The 17,755-nt window shown below is 65.0% G+C and carries 18 protein-coding genes, 1 pseudogene and 1 riboswitch; of the genes and pseudogenes, 9 read left to right on the top strand and 10 right to left on the bottom strand.

The features are described 5' to 3' along the window. Positions 1-927: zinc ribbon domain-containing protein (locus DYI24_RS07010; protein ID WP_164571773.1), on the bottom strand; the 927-nt coding region annotated here is incomplete at its 3' end. Between the two features lie 308 nt (positions 928-1,235). Here DYI24_RS07010 and DYI24_RS07005 point away from each other — a divergent pair. After that, positions 1,236-1,850 (top strand): hypothetical protein, encoded by a 615-nt coding sequence (locus DYI24_RS07005; protein ID WP_205523406.1) that lies wholly within the window; start codon positions 1,236-1,238, stop codon positions 1,848-1,850. A 141-nt stretch (positions 1,851-1,991) separates the two neighbouring features. Here the strand turns inward: DYI24_RS07005 and DYI24_RS07000 are convergent, their stop codons facing one another. After that, positions 1,992-2,942, bottom strand: coding sequence for a YiiG family protein (locus DYI24_RS07000; RefSeq protein ID WP_164571771.1), 951 nt, complete (start codon positions 2,940-2,942; stop codon positions 1,992-1,994). A gap of 193 nt (positions 2,943-3,135) precedes the next feature. Between DYI24_RS07000 and DYI24_RS06995 the strand changes: the two genes are divergently transcribed. After that, the gene (locus DYI24_RS06995) at positions 3,136-3,564 is read left to right on the top strand and encodes a hypothetical protein (protein ID WP_164571770.1); all 429 of its coding nucleotides are present in this window, start codon (positions 3,136-3,138) and stop codon (positions 3,562-3,564) included. On the opposite strand, the gene DYI24_RS06990 is transcribed toward DYI24_RS06995, so the two are convergent. After that, entirely contained in the window at positions 3,557-4,111 is a 555-nt protein-coding gene (locus tag DYI24_RS06990; RefSeq protein ID WP_164571769.1) for a hypothetical protein, read from the bottom strand. The two genes, DYI24_RS06995 and DYI24_RS06990, sit on opposite strands and share 8 nt — an antisense overlap. Before the next feature lie 293 nt (positions 4,112-4,404). Between DYI24_RS06990 and DYI24_RS06985 the strand changes: the two genes are divergently transcribed. Further along, positions 4,405-5,697, top strand: a complete 1,293-nt coding sequence (locus DYI24_RS06985) for a flavin-dependent oxidoreductase (protein ID WP_164571768.1) — start codon at positions 4,405-4,407, stop codon at positions 5,695-5,697. A 17-nt stretch (positions 5,698-5,714) separates the two neighbouring features. Here the strand turns inward: DYI24_RS06985 and DYI24_RS06980 are convergent, their stop codons facing one another. Beyond that, positions 5,715-5,903, bottom strand: a complete 189-nt coding sequence (locus tag DYI24_RS06980; protein ID WP_164571767.1) for a hypothetical protein — start codon at positions 5,901-5,903, stop codon at positions 5,715-5,717. A 184-nt stretch (positions 5,904-6,087) separates the two neighbouring features. Between DYI24_RS06980 and DYI24_RS06975 the strand changes: the two genes are divergently transcribed. Beyond that, the gene (locus DYI24_RS06975) at positions 6,088-6,552 is read left to right on the top strand and encodes a hypothetical protein (RefSeq protein WP_164571766.1); all 465 of its coding nucleotides are present in this window, start codon (positions 6,088-6,090) and stop codon (positions 6,550-6,552) included. 214 nt (positions 6,553-6,766) lie between these two features. On the opposite strand, the gene DYI24_RS06970 is transcribed toward DYI24_RS06975, so the two are convergent. Then, positions 6,767-7,291, bottom strand: coding sequence for an IS1096 element passenger TnpR family protein (locus tag DYI24_RS06970; protein ID WP_164571765.1), 525 nt, complete (start codon positions 7,289-7,291; stop codon positions 6,767-6,769). Positions 7,292-7,531: 240 nt separating this feature from the next. On the opposite strand from DYI24_RS06970, the gene DYI24_RS06965 reads away from it, so the two are divergent. The 4 genes from DYI24_RS06965 (at position 7,532) to DYI24_RS06950 (ending at position 11,259) form a co-directional block, all read left to right on the top strand. Further along, a complete protein-coding gene (locus DYI24_RS06965; RefSeq protein ID WP_164571764.1) occupies positions 7,532-8,044 on the top strand; it encodes a hypothetical protein in 513 nt (170 codons plus the stop codon). Between the two features lie 63 nt (positions 8,045-8,107). After that, complete coding sequence (locus DYI24_RS06960; RefSeq protein ID WP_164571763.1) at positions 8,108-8,638, top strand: REP-associated tyrosine transposase; 531 nt, start codon at positions 8,108-8,110, stop codon at positions 8,636-8,638. Positions 8,639-8,758: 120 nt separating this feature from the next. Then, positions 8,759-8,992 (top strand): DUF6429 family protein, encoded by a 234-nt coding sequence (locus tag DYI24_RS06955; protein WP_164571762.1) that lies wholly within the window; start codon positions 8,759-8,761, stop codon positions 8,990-8,992. A gap of 1,253 nt (positions 8,993-10,245) precedes the next feature. After that, the gene (locus tag DYI24_RS06950) at positions 10,246-11,259 is read left to right on the top strand and encodes a hypothetical protein (protein ID WP_164571761.1); all 1,014 of its coding nucleotides are present in this window, start codon (positions 10,246-10,248) and stop codon (positions 11,257-11,259) included. Between the two features lie 181 nt (positions 11,260-11,440). Here the strand turns inward: DYI24_RS06950 and thiC are convergent, their stop codons facing one another. From thiC to DYI24_RS06925, 5 genes are all read right to left on the bottom strand, one after another. Further along, a complete protein-coding gene (gene thiC / locus DYI24_RS06945; RefSeq protein ID WP_164571760.1) occupies positions 11,441-13,411 on the bottom strand; it encodes a phosphomethylpyrimidine synthase ThiC in 1,971 nt (656 codons plus the stop codon). Between the two features lie 232 nt (positions 13,412-13,643). After that, the gene (locus tag DYI24_RS06940; RefSeq protein ID WP_164571759.1) at positions 13,644-14,252 is read right to left on the bottom strand and encodes a thiamine phosphate synthase; all 609 of its coding nucleotides are present in this window, start codon (positions 14,250-14,252) and stop codon (positions 13,644-13,646) included. Next, positions 14,239-15,021 carry a thiazole synthase gene (locus tag DYI24_RS06935; protein WP_164571758.1) on the bottom strand — a complete coding sequence of 261 codons (783 nt, stop codon included), beginning with the start codon at positions 15,019-15,021 and terminating at the stop codon, positions 14,239-14,241. The genes DYI24_RS06940 and DYI24_RS06935 overlap by 14 nt, the downstream gene beginning before the upstream one ends. Positions 15,022-15,265: 244 nt before the next feature. Beyond that, entirely contained in the window at positions 15,266-15,463 is a 198-nt protein-coding gene (thiS, locus tag DYI24_RS06930) for a sulfur carrier protein ThiS (protein ID WP_107345339.1), read from the bottom strand. Further along, positions 15,454-16,605: an FAD-dependent oxidoreductase gene (locus DYI24_RS06925; RefSeq protein ID WP_246701185.1), complete on the bottom strand. Its 1,152-nt coding sequence runs from the start codon at positions 16,603-16,605 to the stop codon at positions 15,454-15,456. Before DYI24_RS06925 ends, thiS begins: the two co-directional genes overlap by 10 nt. Continuing rightward, positions 16,594-16,731, bottom strand: a riboswitch (TPP riboswitch). It overlaps the preceding gene by 12 nt. A 183-nt stretch (positions 16,732-16,914) precedes the next feature. On the opposite strand from DYI24_RS06925, the pseudogene DYI24_RS06920 reads away from it, so the two are divergent. Next, positions 16,915-17,755, top strand: a pseudogene (locus tag DYI24_RS06920) (hypothetical protein); the annotation flags it as partial.

The raw sequence follows: 17,755 nt of genomic DNA, 5'->3' as shown, positions 1-17,755 counted from the left end.
GCAGATGCCGTAGGTGCCGGCGCTGTTCGAGGTCAGCGTGATCACCGGCTCGTTGCACTTCTCGCACACCAGCGTGCCGGCGCCGTTGACATGGCCGGGCAGGCGATCCTGCTTGCTGAGCAGGGTGCATTGCTGGCCGAGCGGATCGATCGAGACCTTGGCGCCGCAGGAGAAGCAGTAGCGCGTCTCCGAATGCTGCTTGCCCTGATCGATGTTCGCCGGAATCTTGCTGGCGCACACCGGGCAATTCACCGACACCGCGCGGGTGAATTGAGAGGCGCCCGGCATCCGCAGGAAGATGTTGCCGCTGGTCGAGCGGTGGGCGTGGAAGCGCTGGCCGCAATGCGGGCAGGTCGGCTTGGCGCTGTCGCCGGGCAGGCTGCCGACCTGGAATTCGACCTGCTTCTTACAGGCCGGGCAGTTCTCGGTCTCGGTGACCAGCTTGCGCTCCGGCGTGCGGCCGTCGGTGATCCGCGCCTCGATCTGCAGCGTATCCCGTGCGGTCAGCATCTCGATCACGTCGAACGGCAATTGCCGGCCGGTGATCTCTCCGAGCTCGTGGGTGACACCGATCAGATTGTCGATGCACTGCTCGATCTGCGCCAAGTACACGGCGGCGGGGATCGACTCGTCGCGGCCGCCCTTCACCGATTTGTGGATCTGGCTGATCGAAGTCTCGAGCTGGCGCGCCAGCACGTTGAGGTTGGCGGCCATCCGCGCTTCGGCGGCGCGCTGGCGCAGCGTCCACACCACGGCGAGCGTCGCGAGGCTGGCGCCGCAGATCGCCGACACCTGACCCCAGAACCAGATCCAGCCCGATTGGGTGCCGAGCGCGAAACCGAGCACGATCATGAACAGACCGGTGCAGGCGGCAATCGTCTCGACCGGATGGGCCGAAAACACTTTCATGAAAGCTTTGCGCAGCACCGCTTAATCCTCGGAAACCTATTGCCTCAACCTATCGTCAATTCCGCCGCGCCGGAAGCCGGACCCCGTAAAATGGCAGGGTTTTACCCATCGAACCGGCCTCGACGATGGTCGGTATCAGGTGAGCGGCGCTGCATGTGAGTTGCATGAAGCTTATCGCTGCCTCGCGGATCGCTGGCGTCGCGCATCATCCAAGACTGGAAAGCCTGCCTTGGAGGCTTTATCGGTATTCCCGCATGGGTTGTGTTGAGTTGAATCTCAACTATGATCCGCCGCCGTGCATCTGCAACGGCACATGGAGAACAACCATGCGTAAAGCTCTGGTGTTCGGTGTGTTCGGCGTCTTCGCAGTTCTGCTGGCGACAGTTTCGCCCGCGCGTGCGCAAGCGGAAGTCCTTCTTCCTTATCCTGCTCTCACGATCTTCTTCAGAACGGCCAATCTCGAACCTCTGTCTCAGAGCCAGTTCGTTCTGAATCTCGCGGCGCAAAGTTCGACGAAGGAGCCGCAAGCCAACGTCAACCTGTTCGACGATTTCTATCTGATCAACGGTCAGTGGAGCGGATCGCCCGACAATCTGATCGTCCACTTCAACGGCAGCCTGCAGAACCTCGGACAGCGCGTGATCCCGACATGGATCGGCGTCGCGCAGTTCTCCAACCATGCCATCACCTACGACCTGCAGGCCGGCTTGCAGCAGGTCAAAGCCAAGTACGGCATGCCGAGCGCGCGGGCCACCAGCGTCGTGGTGTATCGCACGATCAACACCGGTCAGATCGTGTACGACTACCGGATTCCGATCGCAGGCGGACGTTGCCAGGAGTATCTGTTCATACCGGATAACGGCGGCTTCCAGCTCGGCATGCAGGGCGGCTGCTACATCTCGCTCGCGGCGGCGGGGCGTAGCCGCGCCGGACATCGCTGAGTGTGCCGATGATGGATGCGGCGCGGCCGCATCCATCACATAAACGCCGATCGCATGCGGCGCGGCGCTTCACCGATTCAGTTCGGCCCGCGCCGTATCGTCGAGGAAATCCGATCGACCGACCGAGCCGTGGTCGGCCTCTCAGAAGCCTGCGCCGCGATTGTAGGAATCGACCAGCTGATTGTAATCGCGCAGCAGGCGCGGCGGCGAGCCTTCCACCATCCATCCCGAGCCGGCGTTGCTCAGCATCATCTTCTCGCCGCTCGAATACGGCGTCTTGTCGCGCTGGCGGCGCATCAGTTGCTTGGCGGTGACGAGAAAGGACTTGGCGTTCGACATGAACATCGAGCCGATCTTGGCGTTTCGCTCGTCCTCGGTGAAAGCCTCGTTCGCCGCGACGGTCTTGCCATAAGCGTCGATGGCTGCTGTCAGCGCCGCCAGATCGGGCTTGTCGGCCTCGGCCGCGCGGATCACGCGCTTGGCGTCGATCATGGTGGCTTCGATCTGGTAGCGCGCCTTGCGGCCTTCGCTGCGTTCGATCGCCGCCAGCTTCTCGGCGGACTGACGGTCCTTGATGACCTCGACGCCACCGCGCAACTTGCGGTCGGCGTCCGCGAACGCATCCCAGGCGGCGACCAGACGGGGATGCAGGGCTTTGCCCTTCGCCATCTTGTCGTCCTTGTAGTTCTCCTGCGTGTAGTAGTCGTCGGTTTCCTTCAGCAGCGGCTCGAGCTTGCCGACCGCGTCCGCATAGGCAGAGGCCGCGGCTTCGAGGTCGGGTTCGTGCGGCTCGATCGCGTTGGCCTTCTCGACGGCGGCGCGGCAGTCCTTGGTGTCGTAGATCGTGTAGGTGCCGTAGACGATCCGTTCCTTGCCGGTCGGGCCGGTCTTGGCGGCCCAGGAGAAGTAGCGTGCGCGGGAATCGAATGCGCGCGCCGACAGCCGATTGAGGCAGCCGATATAGGCATTGAGCTTTTCGGTGAGAGCGTCCGACGAGTTCGGAGTTTCGGCCGCGAGTGCGGGTGCCACGACGACAAGACACATCAGACTGCCGACGAGCAGTCTGACAGCGGATCGGCGGGTGGCAACCATTCGATTCTCCTTTTTGTTGTATCGGTACAGCGTCGCGGTTCGTTGTCGCCGCGAGCGATGCACCGGTTCAGCACAAGCTGCAGGTCCGGTGTCGCCGCCGTGGTGGTTTCACCGTCATGGCGCCCGAATCGCGATGGTAGTGCTAGACGGGAAAGACGAAGCCCGTAAGGGGCGAGCGATAAAGGAGAGCGGGATGCGTGGATTGCTGGGGACCGTGATTGCCGTGCTGATCGGCCTCTTTGCACTGGGCGCGCCCGCCCAGGCGGACGAGGGACGGATCACGCTGACAATCTATAAAGGCGGCTGGGTGATCGGCGGTTCCGGCGGTTCGGGCACGTTGAATTTCCACGGCAAGCGCTATCCGCTGTCGATCGGCGGCCTGTCGTACGGCCTGGTGTTCGGCGGCTCGAAGGCGCAGCTCGCCGGCCGGGTCAGCAACATCCGCTCGCCGCGCGACGTCGTCGGCGTCTACGGCGCGGTCGGGGCCGGCGCGGCGGTCGGCGTTGGTGCCCGCGCCATCGTGCTGCGCAACGAGAAGGGCGCGGTGCTGGAACTGAGCGGCTCGCAGGTCGGCCTGATCGCCGATCTCGATCTGTCGGGCCTGGCAATCGGGTTCAAATAGTCCGGCCACGGCGCGCTCCTGAACAACCGCGCCGCGACGCCTGCTTGCGGCGCTCGGTCCGCGCGCCGCAATGCCCGCAAGGCGCCGACGGGTCGAACAGCTCGGCGAGCCGCGCATCCTGCAGCGCGATCGCGTCGTACAACGCGAAGGCCTCTGCGGCGCGCGGCGTGCCGATGATCTCGTCGCGCCGCAATGCGCGCGCCGCCAGCCGGTCGAGACCGTCGGCGAGGCTGGCATCCTGAACCATCACCCACGGTCCGGTCGCGGCGATGAAGTGATGCAGGCGCACGACGAAGCGGTCGGACGGGCTGGCGCCGTCGCCCCAGCGCCCGCAGATCAGGTCGATCTCTGCGCCGTGTTCGGCGACATGGCCGACCGTCCACCACGCCTGATAGGCCGCGACTGCGGCGCCGTCCGTCGAGATCGTGCCCGAGACACGGCGGCTGCTCCGGCCGCAGCACTCGCAGCGGCCTGTGACCTGATCGGCCTCCGGGCTGACCCGTAGCGCGTCTGGGTTGGTGGTGACGCCTTCCTCCGGACTAATCACGAGAGGGCATCCTGTCGGGGGCGGGTAGGGTGGCAATCTGCTGTGCCGAAGCCGCGCTGGAGGCCAGGAAACCACACCGCATCGACGCCTCCCACTGCAATCCGGCTGATCGCTCCGCAATTTCTGATTGCAGAATGTTCCCGATATGTTCGTTTTCGTCAAGCGGCATCGTCGCGGCGAAAGCCGAATACCGGTCGCGCCGAGCCCGCACCGTGTCGGCCGCCCTTGCTTGCCTCGCCGGGCGTTGCTGGCTACAGCAAGTCGCAATCACAAGCGGGTAGGACGTCCTTCTCATGAGCGACAGAGTCATCATCGCCGGCGGCGGCATTGGCGGGCTTGCGGCGGCGTTGACGCTGCATCAGATCGGCGTGCCTTGCGTGGTCTATGAGGCGGCGCGCGAGATGCGCCCGCTCGGCGTCGGCATCAATCTGCAGCCGAACGCGGTGCGCGAACTGCTCGACCTCGGCATCACCGAAGCCGATCTCGACGGCGTCGGCCTGCCGGCGAAGGAATGGGCGCTGGTCGGGCTCAACGGCAACGACATCTATGCGGAGCCGCGCGGCAAAGCCGCCGGCTATCGCTGGCCGCAATATGCGGTGCATCGCGGCCGCTTCCACATGCTGCTGCACGCGCGCGTGGTCGAGCGGCTCGGCGCCGACGCCGTCCAGCTCGGCCGCCGCGTCACCTCCTATCGCAAGACCGCGGATGGCGTCGTGGCGACGCTGGAGCATGCCGATGGCGGCAGCTCGGAAGTGACCGGCGCGCTGCTGATCGGCGCCGACGGCATTCACTCCGCGGTGCGCGCGCAGATGCATCCGAACCAGCCGCCGATCCATTGGGGCGGCGCGGTGATGTGGCGCGGCACCACTTGGGGCAAGCCGACCCGCAGCGGCGCTTCGTTCATCGGGCTCGGCACCCATCGCCACCGCGTGGTGATCTATCCGATCTCGCATCCGGATCCCGCGACCGGGCTGTCGATGCTGAACTGGATCGCCGAGGTCACGCTCGACAATGCCGAGGGCTGGAAGCAGCAGGGCTGGTTCCGGCAGGTGCCGACCTCCGAGTTCGCGCATCATTTCGACGGCTGGGTGTGGGATTGGCTCGACGTGCCGGCGATGATCCGCGAGGCCGACTCCGCTTACGAGAATCCGATGATCGACCGCGATCCGGTCGAGACCTGGCGCGACGGCCCGGTGGTACTGATCGGCGACGCTGCGCACGCGATGTATCCGACCGGCTCGAACGGCGGCACTCAGGCGATCGTCGACGCGCGCGAACTCGGCGCCGCGATGGTCGCGTACGGTGCCACCGAAGCCGCGCTGGCGGCGTTCGATGCCAAGCTGTGCGGCCCGATCTCGCAGCTGATCCTGCGCAATCGCGGCGCCGGTCCGTTCGGCCTGCTCAACCTCGTCGACGATCGCTGCGGCGGCACCTTCGACAACATCGACGACGTGATACCGCCGGCCGAACGCGCCGCCTTCATGGCCGGCTACAAGGCCGCCGCCGGTTTTGCGATCGATCATCTCAACGCTGCGCCGCCGACGATTCAGCCCGGCGCGCGGGTGAAGCTGCCGGCCGCAGCGTGAGCTGCGGCGCGACGGACTCAGCCTTCGCGGGCGTGATCGTCCGGCGTGTTGTCGTCGTTCGCGGCCCGAGGCGCGGACGTCACGGACGTCGGCTTCGCCATCTCGCGCCGGACGCGGCTGTTGATCCGAAACAGCGTGTGCACCTTGCCATCGGCGGTGGCGCAGCCGCCGCGCATGTTCGGAAGTATCAGGGTCGCTTCGCTCATCGCATCTCTCCATTCGCTGTGATGCGATACTAATCGCGACGACAATTGTCTGGTTCGCGTCAGCGTTTTGGTATGGTTAAATGAACGTTAACGTCGGCGTGCCGGCCGATCGGCGACGACTTCGTGTTCGCCGAGCAGCTTTCAGGTCGCGTTCGCGGGCGCCCGATTACCAGATGGATCTGACATGTCGATGGAAATCTACGTGCTGTCGGACCACAAGCTGAATTCGATGTCGGAATGGCAGAGCGCCATCGACGCAAGAGGCTTTCCGCTCCGGCTGTCGGCCGCGGTGCCGTTTGCGAACTGCCACGGCGCGCTGCCGGTCGTGCTTCGCGATCGGCCGTCGGCGTTCGAGTGCGATCATTGGGACGCCAAGGTGCTGATGTCCGAGACGCCGAACGTGACGTTCGAGCAGTCATGGCGATACGCGCTGGCGTTTCGCTGGGGCGGCGACATCGACGCCGGGGCGTCCGCGTATCTGGCCGCAGCCGCCTACGCCGAAGCGACGGCAGGCCTGGTGCTCGATTGCGCGGAGGGCAAGCTGATCTCGCCGGCCCGCGCCGCCGAGGTCGGCGCCGAGCTGGAGAGGAGCCGGGCGTTGATCGAGGAGGCGGTTCGGCGGGCGCTTGAGGGCTTTCGCAAGCCGTGAGCGGCGGGGGCGAGGATCTGCCGAACGCCGGTTCCTCGAGGCGTCCCGCCGCTCGCCGACGAGGCTTCGCCGGTCCCGCCGGCTGCGGCGAAGCTGCATCGGCGCGGAGCGGATCGGTGGTCGGACGGACGGGGTGAGCGCAGCGATACCCATCACCCCGGGTACGGCGTCGTTCTGATGGGTTTCGCTGGCGCTCGACCGAGCCGGCGAGGCCCTACTTCTTCAACCAGATCTTTTCGCCGGTCAGCAGATTGACCATGTACGTCGGTCCGTCCTCCTCGTCCTCATCGTCCTCATCGTCGGGGTCCGGATACTGCACCGGCGCTTCGCCGCGCGTCGCCACGACCCGCGGATACCTGACTTTGGCGATCTTGCTTCCGGCTTCGATCAGCTTGACGCGGAACAGCCATTCGTCGCCGTAGTCGAACAGGAACGTCATGGTGTGGCCGATCGCCGGAAACGCCTCGGCGACCTTGGTCTTCTTCACCGAGAGCGCACGCTTTTCGTCGGCCTCGCCGATATCGACGAACAATTCGTACATCGGGTGCTTGGTCAGCAACTGCCGGCCGGTGAGGCCGGTGTAGAAACCGAACGCGTGATCGAAATCGAAGTCGAACGCGGAGACGATCGCCCTGGCGAGGACATAAAGCGATGACGCCGCGCCGATCTCGATGTCGCGGTACACCTTGGTGTTGCCCGGCGGCGTGACATGCAGGATCAGGGTGTCGTCCGTTTTCATCGCGGCCTCCACGAGTAGCAAGTCGGATGGAATCGAATATACCGCATCGGGCGGTCATGGCAGCAGGGGTGAGCGCAGCGGATGTCGTGGTCCGGGAATGGCGATGCGGCCTGCGCCCGATCCGGCGCGCTTGGCTCATCCACGCGAGGACCTGCGACCTTCGGCGATGGTGCGCTCAGATCAATGCTGCGGGCTGCGGCCTTGCTAGGTTGCCGCCGTTGTTCTGCATTGGAGGTTGTCATGATCGCGCGTCGTCGTCTTGCTGGATTGGCTGTCGCATGGCCCGCGCTCGCCGTAGCGGCGCTGGCGCCGCCGTCGCCGGCGCGCGCCGGGGACGGCTTGGAGCCGTATGCCCCGCTGCTGGTCGAACTGCCGGGCTGGAAGGCCGGCAAGCTCGGTGGCCTCGCGATGCAGGACGGCGGCAGCCGCATCGTGGTGGCGCAGCGCGGCTACGAGCGCGGCGAGATCCATGTCAGCGTCCAGCTGCTCGCCGGCGCGCCGGCCCAGAGCCGGCTGGCGGCCGGCGGCACCGGGATGAAGACCGAGGCCAGCCACGGCCCGGCCAGCACCATCACCATCGACGGCTTCAAGGTGACGCGGACGTTCCAGGCCAGCGACAAGTCCGGCACCATCCTGATCGCGCTCGGCCCCGCCGCCGCACTGTCGCTGTCGTTCAAGGGCCTCGGCGAAGACGAAGCGCTGGCGACGGCGAAAGGCTTCGACTGGGCCGCGATGCGGGCGGCGGTGAAGTAGCGGAGAGGCGATCGTAGGGCGGATTAGCGAAGCGTAATCCGCCATCTGCGCGCGAGGTGGCCGATGCCCAACTACCGTCGTGCCTTCGTTCCTGGCGGATGCTGGTTCTTCACCGTCGCTCTGCTCGAACGCCGCAACACGCTGCTGGTCGATCACATCACCGCCCTGCGCGACGCGGTCGCGCGCACGCGGGAGCGCTTTCCGTTCGAGATCGATGCCGTCGTGGTGCTTCCAGACCATCTTCACGCGGTGTGGACTCTGCCGCCCGGCGATGCCGATTTTTCGACCCGTTGGCGGCTGATCAAGACGCATTTCGCAAAGGCACTGCCGAAAGAGGAGCGGCTGAGCGCGGTCCGCGCCAGGCGGGGCGAACGCGGCATCTGGCAGCGCCGGTTCTGGGAGCATCTCATCCGGGATGAGGCCGACTACGCGCGCCACGTCGAGTACTGCATGATCAACCCGGTGAAGCATGGGCTGGTTAGCCGTGTGCAGGATTGGCCGTATTCGTCGTTCCATCGCGACGTCCGACGCGGGGTGTTTCCGCTCGACTGGGCGGGTGATGCCGGTGTCGAAGGTGAGTTCGGCGAAGCCTAGCGTCGCCTGACCGCAGGGCGGGGCAGCCGAAGGCGTAACCCGCCGGTGGCAACGGTGTTCTCATTGAGGGAGTGACAGATTACGCTTCGCTCATCCGCCCAACCGGCCAGGAGATCGAGGATGGAATTCGACACCGACAAGATCGACGATGCGACTCTGGCGCTGCTGTATCTGACGCTGCATGACCGTACCCGCGCCTGGAAAGGCCACGACTGGGACACGCTCGACCGGCTGCACGACAAGGGTCTGATCGGAAACCCGGCCGGTAAGGTAAAGTCGGTCGTATTCACCGACGAAGGCCTCACGCGCGCCAAAGAGCTATTCGAGACGATGTTTGCGAAGAAGAAAACGTAACGCCGACGTGTGACCGTAGGGCGGGTTGGCCGAAGGCGTAACCCGCCGAGCGGCGGCTGGGCTTGCGTCCAAGTGGCGGCGGATTACGCTTCGCTAATCCGCCCTACGGGCTGAGCGTGCCCCGGAATGACGAATAGGTAGTTTGTCGGCTGTCGCGCGCAGCATCGTTGATGCTTCCAAGCGCCACTCCGCCCCCCAACCGTCATCCCCGCGTAGGCGGGGATCCAGTATCCCGGAGCGCTCGCAGCAAAGCACCGCATCGCTACAGGCGCTCTGGAATACTGGGTCGCCCGATCAAGTCGGGCGATGACGGCGTGAGTGAGGCAGGCGCCCCGCATCTCCCCGTTCTCCGATCCACATTGTCAAACAGCCACGGCTAATCGCTCTCGCGGCTCGATGAGCCCGAGTTGTGCGCCCGTCGCTATCGCAGCGAGGGGCGGGGGCGCGCCGTGCGGCGCTAAGGGTGGATCTTGTCGCGAGGGCTTGCGATCCCTCGCGCAACGCCTCACGGCGCGCCCACCGCGGCGATCTTTGGGCCGAAGGACCGTTCTTCCGGGACACAGCGAGCTTGCGGGCTTTCCCCGGCCTCCACTGTACCCGTCCAGCCTCTGAAGCGGCGGCCGCTCGTAGTAGCGGCGGACGGTGACCCTCGGCCTCCCGGGCCACGTGGCTGCGAACCACGCGACGCAGGACGCCGCCCCTCTCCCCGCCTCAAGACGCCTCCGGAGGCGCCCCTCGATGGGAGAGGTTGTGAGTATTTATTCCTAATTGACGTGCTTGTCAACGTTGATTTTTGCCGCTTGGCGGCGGGCGCATTTCCACTGCGCGTTTCGAGCGAGCGTAGGGCGGGGTTAGCCGAAGGCGTAACCCGCCGGGCGGCGGTTAGGCTTGCGTTGAGCGGGGGCGGATTACGCTTCGCTAATCCGCCCTACGGGCTACGCGTTTTCCGACCGCCGCATCGTGCAAGTCTGGTCGATCATCGACAAAGCCGCCGTCGCAGCGCAGCTCTCGTTCGGACCGTAGAGCCGGAGGGCGGATCGGCGCGGCCGTCGGGCGGGTTAGCCGAAAGGCGTCTCCCGCCGAGAGTAACGGCGCTTGCGTTGATCGAAGGGCGGATTACGCTCCGCTAATCCGCCCTTCGGGCTGACGCAGGGCAAACGGGGCGATGGGTTTCGCAAGGGCTCAAACCATCCTACGGGCTACGGGCCGTTATTCGCCCTACGGGCTTTATGACCTTGAGTTGAGGGCAGTCTATGGATTGGTTTGTTCGTTTCTTTATTGGAAGTGTGATAGTCGCCTTTATAGTGGGCGCCCTATTCTTGTTCTTTGAATTCCCGTATCAAAATTTTTCAGTTGGTTTGGCTGATTTGGCCAATCGTGGTCAGTTTGTTCAAGGTATTCTAACACTCTTTGCATTAATGGCTGCGCTGATAACTCTCTTGGTCTCAACAAGAGTAGAGAGTAGTGAGTATCGTGCTGTTCAGCAGGTCAGGCTCGATATTGTTGTGCTATTATCTGTTCTCCTCTCTCTAGTAAGAAAAGTTGGTTTTCTTCAAGCTTCCGGGGGCTTTAAGCGAGAGACGTCTACTGAAGACGAGCGTCCTCTGCAACTAGACTTATCAAAAGAGTTGGAAGCTATTCAAAGATTTATTGTCTCACCCTCATCATTTGCCGTTCTAGTCTGGATTGCGACGAAAGTTGAGCTGCGTATCAAGAGAGCTGAAAGGCGAAATGATAAAGAAACCCTAAATGAGATTCGGTACTGGAGATTATTTATGCCGTTTCTGAGTGAAATGATTCAAGATTGCCATCCGCAAACTGCAGCTAAGCGGGCGGGACACATTTTGATGTTGATGAGGTCGATCACTGATGACGATATCACGGACATCGCCTCGAATTTGAATGACCTAACTCGATCCACTAGCAACTTGAGGGAAGTCTGCGAGGCGGATATTGTGATCAAGGCAATGTTACCGGAGAAGTTCGGTGACTCTGGGGTGTGGTACGAAGAGTTTCTTGTTGTGTTGCGTGCGCTTCAGAAAAGTGGAGTGAGTGATCCGAATGTGGAATTCAACATTGAATTTTTTGCGGTCATTAGTAATGAAAAGGAGTTCGATCAGACGGCGCTCGACGAGATTGTTGCCAGAGGCGCAAATGTGCACGTGACTCCTGATACTCTGCTGAGAAAATACTGGGGCAAGATCGTTGAATTGGGTCTTGAGCAACCCGCTACCTCGTGTCTTCGTGGCATCATTGATCGCTACTAGGGCCGTGTCCCACAATTCGGCAGGTTAGATTTTTTGATAAGAATACGCTTTCTAAGCAGTTCACTCAGTCTTGACCTAACATCAACGTGACGGCCAAGCTTTCGCCCAGCCGCGTTCTTTTCGGATAGAAGGCCCGGGTCGAGCCCGGGCATGACGTTTGTGGTGTGGAGAGCCTGCCGCCTTACGACAGCGCCTTGTTGCTCTCTTTCACCTTGTCGGCGTCGAGATAGAGCTGCTCGCCCATCGATTTGAACTTCTCGCTCATCTGCGCCATGCCCGCCTTGGCGAAGGCTTCGGCGGGCAGGCCGTCTTCGAGCTTGCCGCTGATGCTCATGCCGACATTGCCGAACGAGCCGGCGCCGGCGAGGTTCAGCGCCGCCTTCTCGTTGTCGCCCAGCCCCGCCGCGTAGTCGCGCACGTCCTGGGTGATCTTCATCGAGCAGAACTTCGGGCCGCACATCGAGCAGAAATGCGCAACCTTGTGGGCGTCCTTCGGCAGGGTCTCGTCGTGGAAGGCCTGCGCCGTATCCGGATCGAGGCCGAGGTTGAACTGATCCTGCCAGCGGAATTCGAAGCGGGCGCGGGAGAGGGCGTCGTCGCGGAGCTGCGCGGCGGGGTGGCCCTTGGCGAGGTCGGCGGCGTGGGCGGCGATCTTGTAGGTGATCACGCCGGTCTTGACGTCGTTGCGGTCGGGTAGGCCGAGGTGCTCCTTCGGCGTGACGTAGCACAGCATCGCGCAGCCGAACCAGCCGATCATCGCAGCCCCAATGCCGCTGGTGATGTGATCATAGCCCGGCGCGATGTCGGTGGTCAGCGGGCCGAGGGTGTAGAACGGCGCCTCGCCGCACTCTTTCAGCTGCTTGTCCATATTGATCTTGATCTTGTGCATCGGCACGTGGCCGGGGCCTTCGATCATCACCTGGCAGCCCTTGTCCCAGGCGATCTTGGTGAGCTCGCCGAGCGTCTCCAGTTCGGCGAACTGGGCGCGGTCGTTGGCGTCCGCGATCGAGCCCGGCCGCAGGCCGTCGCCGAGCGAGAACGACACGTCGTATTTGCGCATCAGGTCGCAGATCTCGTCGAAATGCGTGTAGAGGAAGCTCTCCTTGTGATGCGCCAGGCACCACTTCGCCATGATCGAGCCGCCGCGCGACACGATGCCGGTGACGCGGCTGGCGGTGAGGTGGATGTATTGCAGCCGCACGCCGGCGTGGATGGTGAAGTAATCGACGCCCTGTTCGGCCTGCTCGATCAGCGTGTCCTTGTACAGCTCCCAGGTCAGCTTGGTCGGATCGCCTTCGCACTTCTCCAGCGCCTGATAGATCGGCACGGTGCCGATCGGGACGGGCGAGTTGCGCAAAATCCATTCGCGGGTGGTGTGGATGTTGCGCCCCGTGGACAGGTCCATCACGGTGTCGGCGCCCCAGCGGATCGCCCACACCATCTTGTCGACTTCCTCCTCGACCGACGAGGTCACCGCCGAGTTGCCGATATTGGCGTTGATCTTGGTGAGGAAGTTGCGGCCGATGATCATCGGCTCGAGTTCACCGTGGTTGATGTTGGCCGGGATGATCGCGCGGCCGCGCGCGATTTCATCGCGGACGAATTCCGGGGTGATGAACGCCGGCACCGCCGCGCCGAACGATTCACCGTCGGCCAGCGCCGCTTCGGCGCGCTCGAGCTGCTGCTTGCGGCCGAGATTCTCGCGCTCGGCGACGTAGATCATCTCCTTGGTGATGATCCCCCTGCGAGCGAATTCGTATTGGGTGATCGGCGCGTCACCGACGCCGCGCAGCGGCTGGTGATGCGCGGTGAAGGCTTTCGCCGCATGGGCGGCGCCGACATTGCCGTTGTCTTCCGGCTTGATGTCGCGGCCTTCATACTGCTCGACGCCGCCGCGCTCCTTGACCCATTCGGTGCGCGGGCGCGGCAGGCCCTTGTTGACGTCGATCACCACGTTCGGATCGGTGTAGGGGCCGGAGGTGTCGTACACCGGCAGGTTCGGTTCGCCGGCGCCTTCGCTCAGGATGATCTCGCGCAGCGGCACGCGCAGATCCGGCGCGCTCGCAGGCGTGGCGTAGATCTTCTTGGAGGAGGGCAGGGCGCCGGTGGTCACGGCGGCGCGGGTGGTCTCGGGATTGGAGCGGATATTCATGCCATCCTCCTGTTATCGGTTGTTATTCGGGCCGCTTTGTTCGGTCGTGTTGTCGGTCGGAGTGGCGAGGGCACGGTGCGTGTCGCCCTCACCCCGACCCTCTCCCGCAAGCGGGAGAAGGGGAATTAGCGCTTCGGTCGCGGCGGTGCCTCACGCACGGCCTGCTCCCTCTCCCGCGTGCGGGAGAGGGCTGGGGTGAGGGCGCCGCGGGTCGCAGCGGTCGCGTTCGTCATCACGCCTTCTCGGCGACGAAATCGAGCCAGGCGCGGACGCGGGCGTCTGGATCGGAGTTCTGCGTCACATCGCTGACCACCGCGATCGAGTCGGCGCCGGCGGCGAAGATCTCTTCGGCCTGCTCCAGCTTGATGCCGCCGATCGCGACCAGCGGGATGTTGCCGACGCGCTTCTTCCATTCGGTGATCTTCGGAATGCCCTGCGGGGCAAACCGCATCGATTTCAGCGTGGTCGGGAAGATCGGGCCGAGCGCGATGTAGTCCGGCTCGGCTGCGAGCGCGGTTTCGAGTTCGGCGTCGTCGTGGGTGGAGAGGCCGAGGGTCAGCCCGGCGCTGCGGATCTCGGCGAGGTCCGCCTCGGCGAGGTCCTCCTGGCCGAGATGCAGATGCTGGGCGCCGGCGACAATCGCGGCGCGCCAGTAGTCGTTGATGATCAGCTTGACGCTGGTGTCCTTCACCGCCGCGAGTGCGTCGGTGACGAGTTGCAGCGCGGCGCCGTCGTCGAGGTCTTTGGCGCGGAGCTGCACGGTGCCGACGCCGAGCACGGCGAGGCGTTTAACCCACGCGATGCTGTCGACGACGGGATAGAAACGGTCAGGATACGGCATGCCAGAACGGTGTCCCGATCACAGGGGTGGAGGGCGAAGCGAAATCGCGGGCGCCCATCAGCCCCGCTTCGAATCCGGTGCGGCCGGCCTCGACCGCCAGCTTGAAGCCGCGCGCCATCGCCACCGGATCTTCGGCCTTGGCGATCGCGGTGTTGAGCAGCACGGCGTTGTAGCCGAGCTCCATTGCTTCTGCGGCGTGGCTCGGCGCGCCGAGGCCGGCGTCGACCACCAGCGTGATATCAGGCAGGCGGTCGCGCAGCAGCTTCAGCGCGTCGCGGTTGGTGATGCCGCGCGCGCTGCCGATCGGCGCCGCCCACGGCATGATCACCCGGCAGCCGGCATCGACCAGCCGGAGCGCGACCGACAGATCCTCGGTGCAATAGGGAAACACCTCGAAGCCATCCTTGATCAGGATCGAAGCGGCTTCGACCAGGCCGACCACGTCCGGCTGCAGCGTGTCGTTGTCGGCGATCACTTCGAGCTTGATCCAGTTCGTGCCGAACAATTCGCGCGCCAGCTTGGCGGTGGTCACCGCGTCGCGCACGCCGCGGCAGCCGGCGGTGTTCGGCAGCACGGTGACGCCGAGTTCGCGGATCAGCGACCAGAACTGATCGCCGGCCTTGCCGCCCGCGGTCTCGCGCCGCAGCGACACCGTCACGATCTCGGCGCCGGACTCGCGGATCGAGTCCTGCATGATCGCCGGCGACGGATACAGCGCGCTGCCGATCAGCAGCCGGGAGCCGAATTCGCGATCGTAGAATTTCACCATGTTGTCAGCTCCGAGCACAACCTGCTCCCTCTCCCGCTTGCGGAAGAGGGCCGGGGTGAGGGCGACGCGAGGATTGTCGCTCCCGCTTCAGCCGTCATCCCCGCGAAGGCGGGGATCCAGTATCGCAGAGAGCTAGCGGCTGAACGCCGGCGCTCTGGGATACTGGGTCGCCCGGTCGAGCCGGGCGATGACGGCGGGGCGTGGGGCAGGCGCGGTGCTTTGCTGCGACGCTGCGCGGCCATCCTCATCCCCCCTGCCGCGGCGTCAGGATCTCGATTTCGTCGCCGGCGGTGACGGGGGTTTCGTCCCATTTGCCGCGGGGGACGACGTCGTAGTTGAGCGCGACGGCGAAGTGGCCGCCGGTGCAGTCGAGCTCGGCCATCAGCGCGGCGACGCTGGCGGACTGAACCTCGCGCTGTTCGCCGTTGATGGTCACAAGCATCGCATCACCTGATTGTCGATCTCGCCGCGCTCGACATAGGCCACCACCTTCTCGGCCAGCGACGGCGCCATCAGGAAGCCGTGGCGATACAGGCCGTTGGTGGCGACGCGGCGGTTGCCGATGGCGATCCGCGGCAGGTTGTCGGGGAAGGCGGGACGAAGCCCGGCGCCGAGTTCGACGATATGGGCTTCGCCGAACGCCGGATGCACCGCATAGGCAGCGCTGAGCAGTTCCAGCGCCGAACGCACCATCACCAGCTCGTCTTCGCTCTCGACGGTGGTGGCGCCCAGCATGAAGTGATTGTTCTGGCGCGGGATGACGTAGAGCGGCCAGCGCGGGTGCATCAGCCGCACCGGGCGCGACAGCTGCACCTCGGCGGTCTTGATCACCACCATCTCGCCCTTGACGCCGCGCAGCTCCGGGGCCTTGTCGCGGGCCGCGAGACCGCGGCAGTCGATCACCAGGCCGTCGAGATCTTCCGGCGTCATTTCCGATTCGAAATGGATGGTGCCGCCGGCTTCGATCAGCCGCTCGTGCAGGCGCGCCAGCACCAGCCGCGGCTCGACATGGCCTTCGTCGGGGAAGAACAGGCCTTCGCGGAACCGGCCGGCCAGCGCCGGCTCCAGCTCGGCGATGCCATCGGCGTCGACGCGCTGATGACCGGTGGTCATCTTGGCGAAGCGCTCGAAGTCGGCGCGGTCGCGCGGATGCGCCACCACCAGCGACCCGTTGAACACCGCGTCCGGGAATTCCTTGCGCCACATCTCCAGCGAGCGCATGCCGATCTGGCTGACCATCGGCTCGGCGCCCTCGGCCTCGCAATACGGCGCCAGCATGCCGCCCGCCCAATGGCTGGTGGCCTGTGTCATCTCGTTGTCGCCGCGCTCGTACAGACTGACCTTGCGGCCGGCGCGCGCCAGCAGCAGCGCCTGCCAAGCGCCGGCGATGCCGGCCCCGATCACCGACACCGGCGCGTCCTTGCGCAGGTCCGGCTTCTCGCTGCGCAGCGCTGCGGCGGTCAGCGCCGAAGAAGCTGAAGCCGAAGCGACTGAAGCTGAAGCAACTGAAGCCGAAGCAACGGAAGCAAATGCGGAAAGATTGGCGGATTCGGCCCCGCCGCGGCCTTCGACTGTCTGATGCATCCCTGTCCCTTCGCCGGCATGACCCGGATCAGGTTCAAAGGGTCACCGCGGTCTCTGTGCCTCGCGAATCGAAGCGGCGAGCGTGCGGTATCTCAGCTCCTCGTCGGAGCCCCCCTCGGAACGGGCTCAATGTAGGCCGATGCCTTGCCGTGTCAACGTGCCTTTGGTGCGATGCTGGTGGGCAAAGCCGCGCAGCACGCCGGGTTCCTCGCCGCCCGCGCGCGCTGCGGTGCGTGTTCCGGTTTACGCCAAATTATCCGCCGGCGTGTTGGATCGCCGCAGCCGCAACCTGCAAGCGAGCGCCGCTGCATGACCATCACTGTCGCCGACGCCAACCAGATCAGCCTCGCCAGGCCGCGGCTGTGGCCGCTGGCGATCGGGCTCGGCGTCTATGCGCTGCTGCTGATCTCCGGCGACCGGCTGCTCAATGATCCCGACACGCTGTGGCAGGTGACGATCGGGCAGTGGATCATCGACCACCGCGCGGTGCCGTGGACCGACAGCTACTCGTTCACGATGGCGGGCCAGCCATGGATCTCGACGCAGTGGCTGGCGCAGGTCGCATTCGCGGCGAGCTATCAGCTTACCGGCTGGGCCGGGCCGGTGGTGATGACGGCGGCCGCGCTCGGCGGCACGTTCTACCTGTTGGCACGGCTGCTCGGCGCCCGGCTGAACGACACAGCCACCGTGATCTTCGCCGCCGCCGCCCTGGCCCTGACCGCCCCGCACATGCTGGCGCGCCCGCACGTGCTGGCAATGCCCGTAATGCTGGCCTGGGTCGGGGCGCTGGTCGGCGCCGCGGACCGCCGCGGCGTGCCGTCATTGTGGACGCTGCCGCTGATCACGCTATGGGCCAATCTGCACGGCGGCTTCGTATTCGGCATCGCGCTGGTGGCGCCGTTCGCGCTCGATGCGGTGTTGTCTGCCGAGCGGCCGCGCCGCGTCGCGCTGCTGCTGCGCTGGGCGCTGTTCGGCGTGCTCGCGCTCGCCGCCGGATGCCTGACGCCTTACGGCTGGGATTCGATCCTGGCGTCGCGCAAGATCCTGTCGCTCGGCGAGGCGCTGAGCCGGATCGGCGAATGGGCGCCGGAGGATTTCTCCAAGATCGGCGTGCTCGAGATCACGCTGCTCGGCGGCCTCGGCCTGGCGC

Origin of the sequence: Rhodopseudomonas sp. BR0C11 (genome assembly GCF_010820945.1) — a bacterium.
GTDB lineage: Bacteria > Pseudomonadota > Alphaproteobacteria > Rhizobiales > Xanthobacteraceae > Rhodopseudomonas > Rhodopseudomonas palustris_H.
Note: the sequence above shows the minus strand (reverse complement) of the source record. Positions and strands in the feature narration are given on the sequence as shown.

Bases quoted from the DNA above. Each gene is read 5' to 3' on its own strand.
- DYI24_RS06975 (WP_164571766.1), top strand. From the start codon at position 6,088: ATGTCGATGGAAATCTACGTGCTGTCGGACCACAAGCTGAATTCGATG.
- DYI24_RS06995 (WP_164571770.1), top strand. From the start codon at position 3,136: ATGCGTGGATTGCTGGGGACCGTGATTGCCGTGCTGATCGGCCTCTTT.
- DYI24_RS06980 (WP_164571767.1), bottom strand. From the start codon at position 5,903: ATGAGCGAAGCGACCCTGATACTTCCGAACATGCGCGGCGGCTGCGCC.
- DYI24_RS06925 (WP_246701185.1), bottom strand. From the start codon at position 16,605: ATGCATCAGACAGTCGAAGGCCGCGGCGGGGCCGAATCCGCCAATCTT.
- DYI24_RS06955 (WP_164571762.1), top strand. From the start codon at position 8,759: ATGGAATTCGACACCGACAAGATCGACGATGCGACTCTGGCGCTGCTG.
- thiC (WP_164571760.1), bottom strand. From the start codon at position 13,411: ATGAATATCCGCTCCAATCCCGAGACCACCCGCGCCGCCGTGACCACC.
- DYI24_RS06950 (WP_164571761.1), top strand. From the start codon at position 10,246: ATGGATTGGTTTGTTCGTTTCTTTATTGGAAGTGTGATAGTCGCCTTT.
- DYI24_RS07000 (WP_164571771.1), bottom strand. From the start codon at position 2,942: ATGGTTGCCACCCGCCGATCCGCTGTCAGACTGCTCGTCGGCAGTCTG.
- thiS (WP_107345339.1), bottom strand. From the start codon at position 15,463: ATGCTTGTGACCATCAACGGCGAACAGCGCGAGGTTCAGTCCGCCAGC.
- DYI24_RS06935 (WP_164571758.1), bottom strand. From the start codon at position 15,021: ATGGTGAAATTCTACGATCGCGAATTCGGCTCCCGGCTGCTGATCGGC.
- DYI24_RS07005 (WP_205523406.1), top strand. From the start codon at position 1,236: ATGCGTAAAGCTCTGGTGTTCGGTGTGTTCGGCGTCTTCGCAGTTCTG.
- DYI24_RS06960 (WP_164571763.1), top strand. From the start codon at position 8,108: ATGCCCAACTACCGTCGTGCCTTCGTTCCTGGCGGATGCTGGTTCTTC.
- DYI24_RS06940 (WP_164571759.1), bottom strand. From the start codon at position 14,252: ATGCCGTATCCTGACCGTTTCTATCCCGTCGTCGACAGCATCGCGTGG.
- DYI24_RS06970 (WP_164571765.1), bottom strand. From the start codon at position 7,291: ATGAAAACGGACGACACCCTGATCCTGCATGTCACGCCGCCGGGCAAC.
- DYI24_RS06985 (WP_164571768.1), top strand. From the start codon at position 4,405: ATGAGCGACAGAGTCATCATCGCCGGCGGCGGCATTGGCGGGCTTGCG.
- DYI24_RS06965 (WP_164571764.1), top strand. From the start codon at position 7,532: ATGATCGCGCGTCGTCGTCTTGCTGGATTGGCTGTCGCATGGCCCGCG.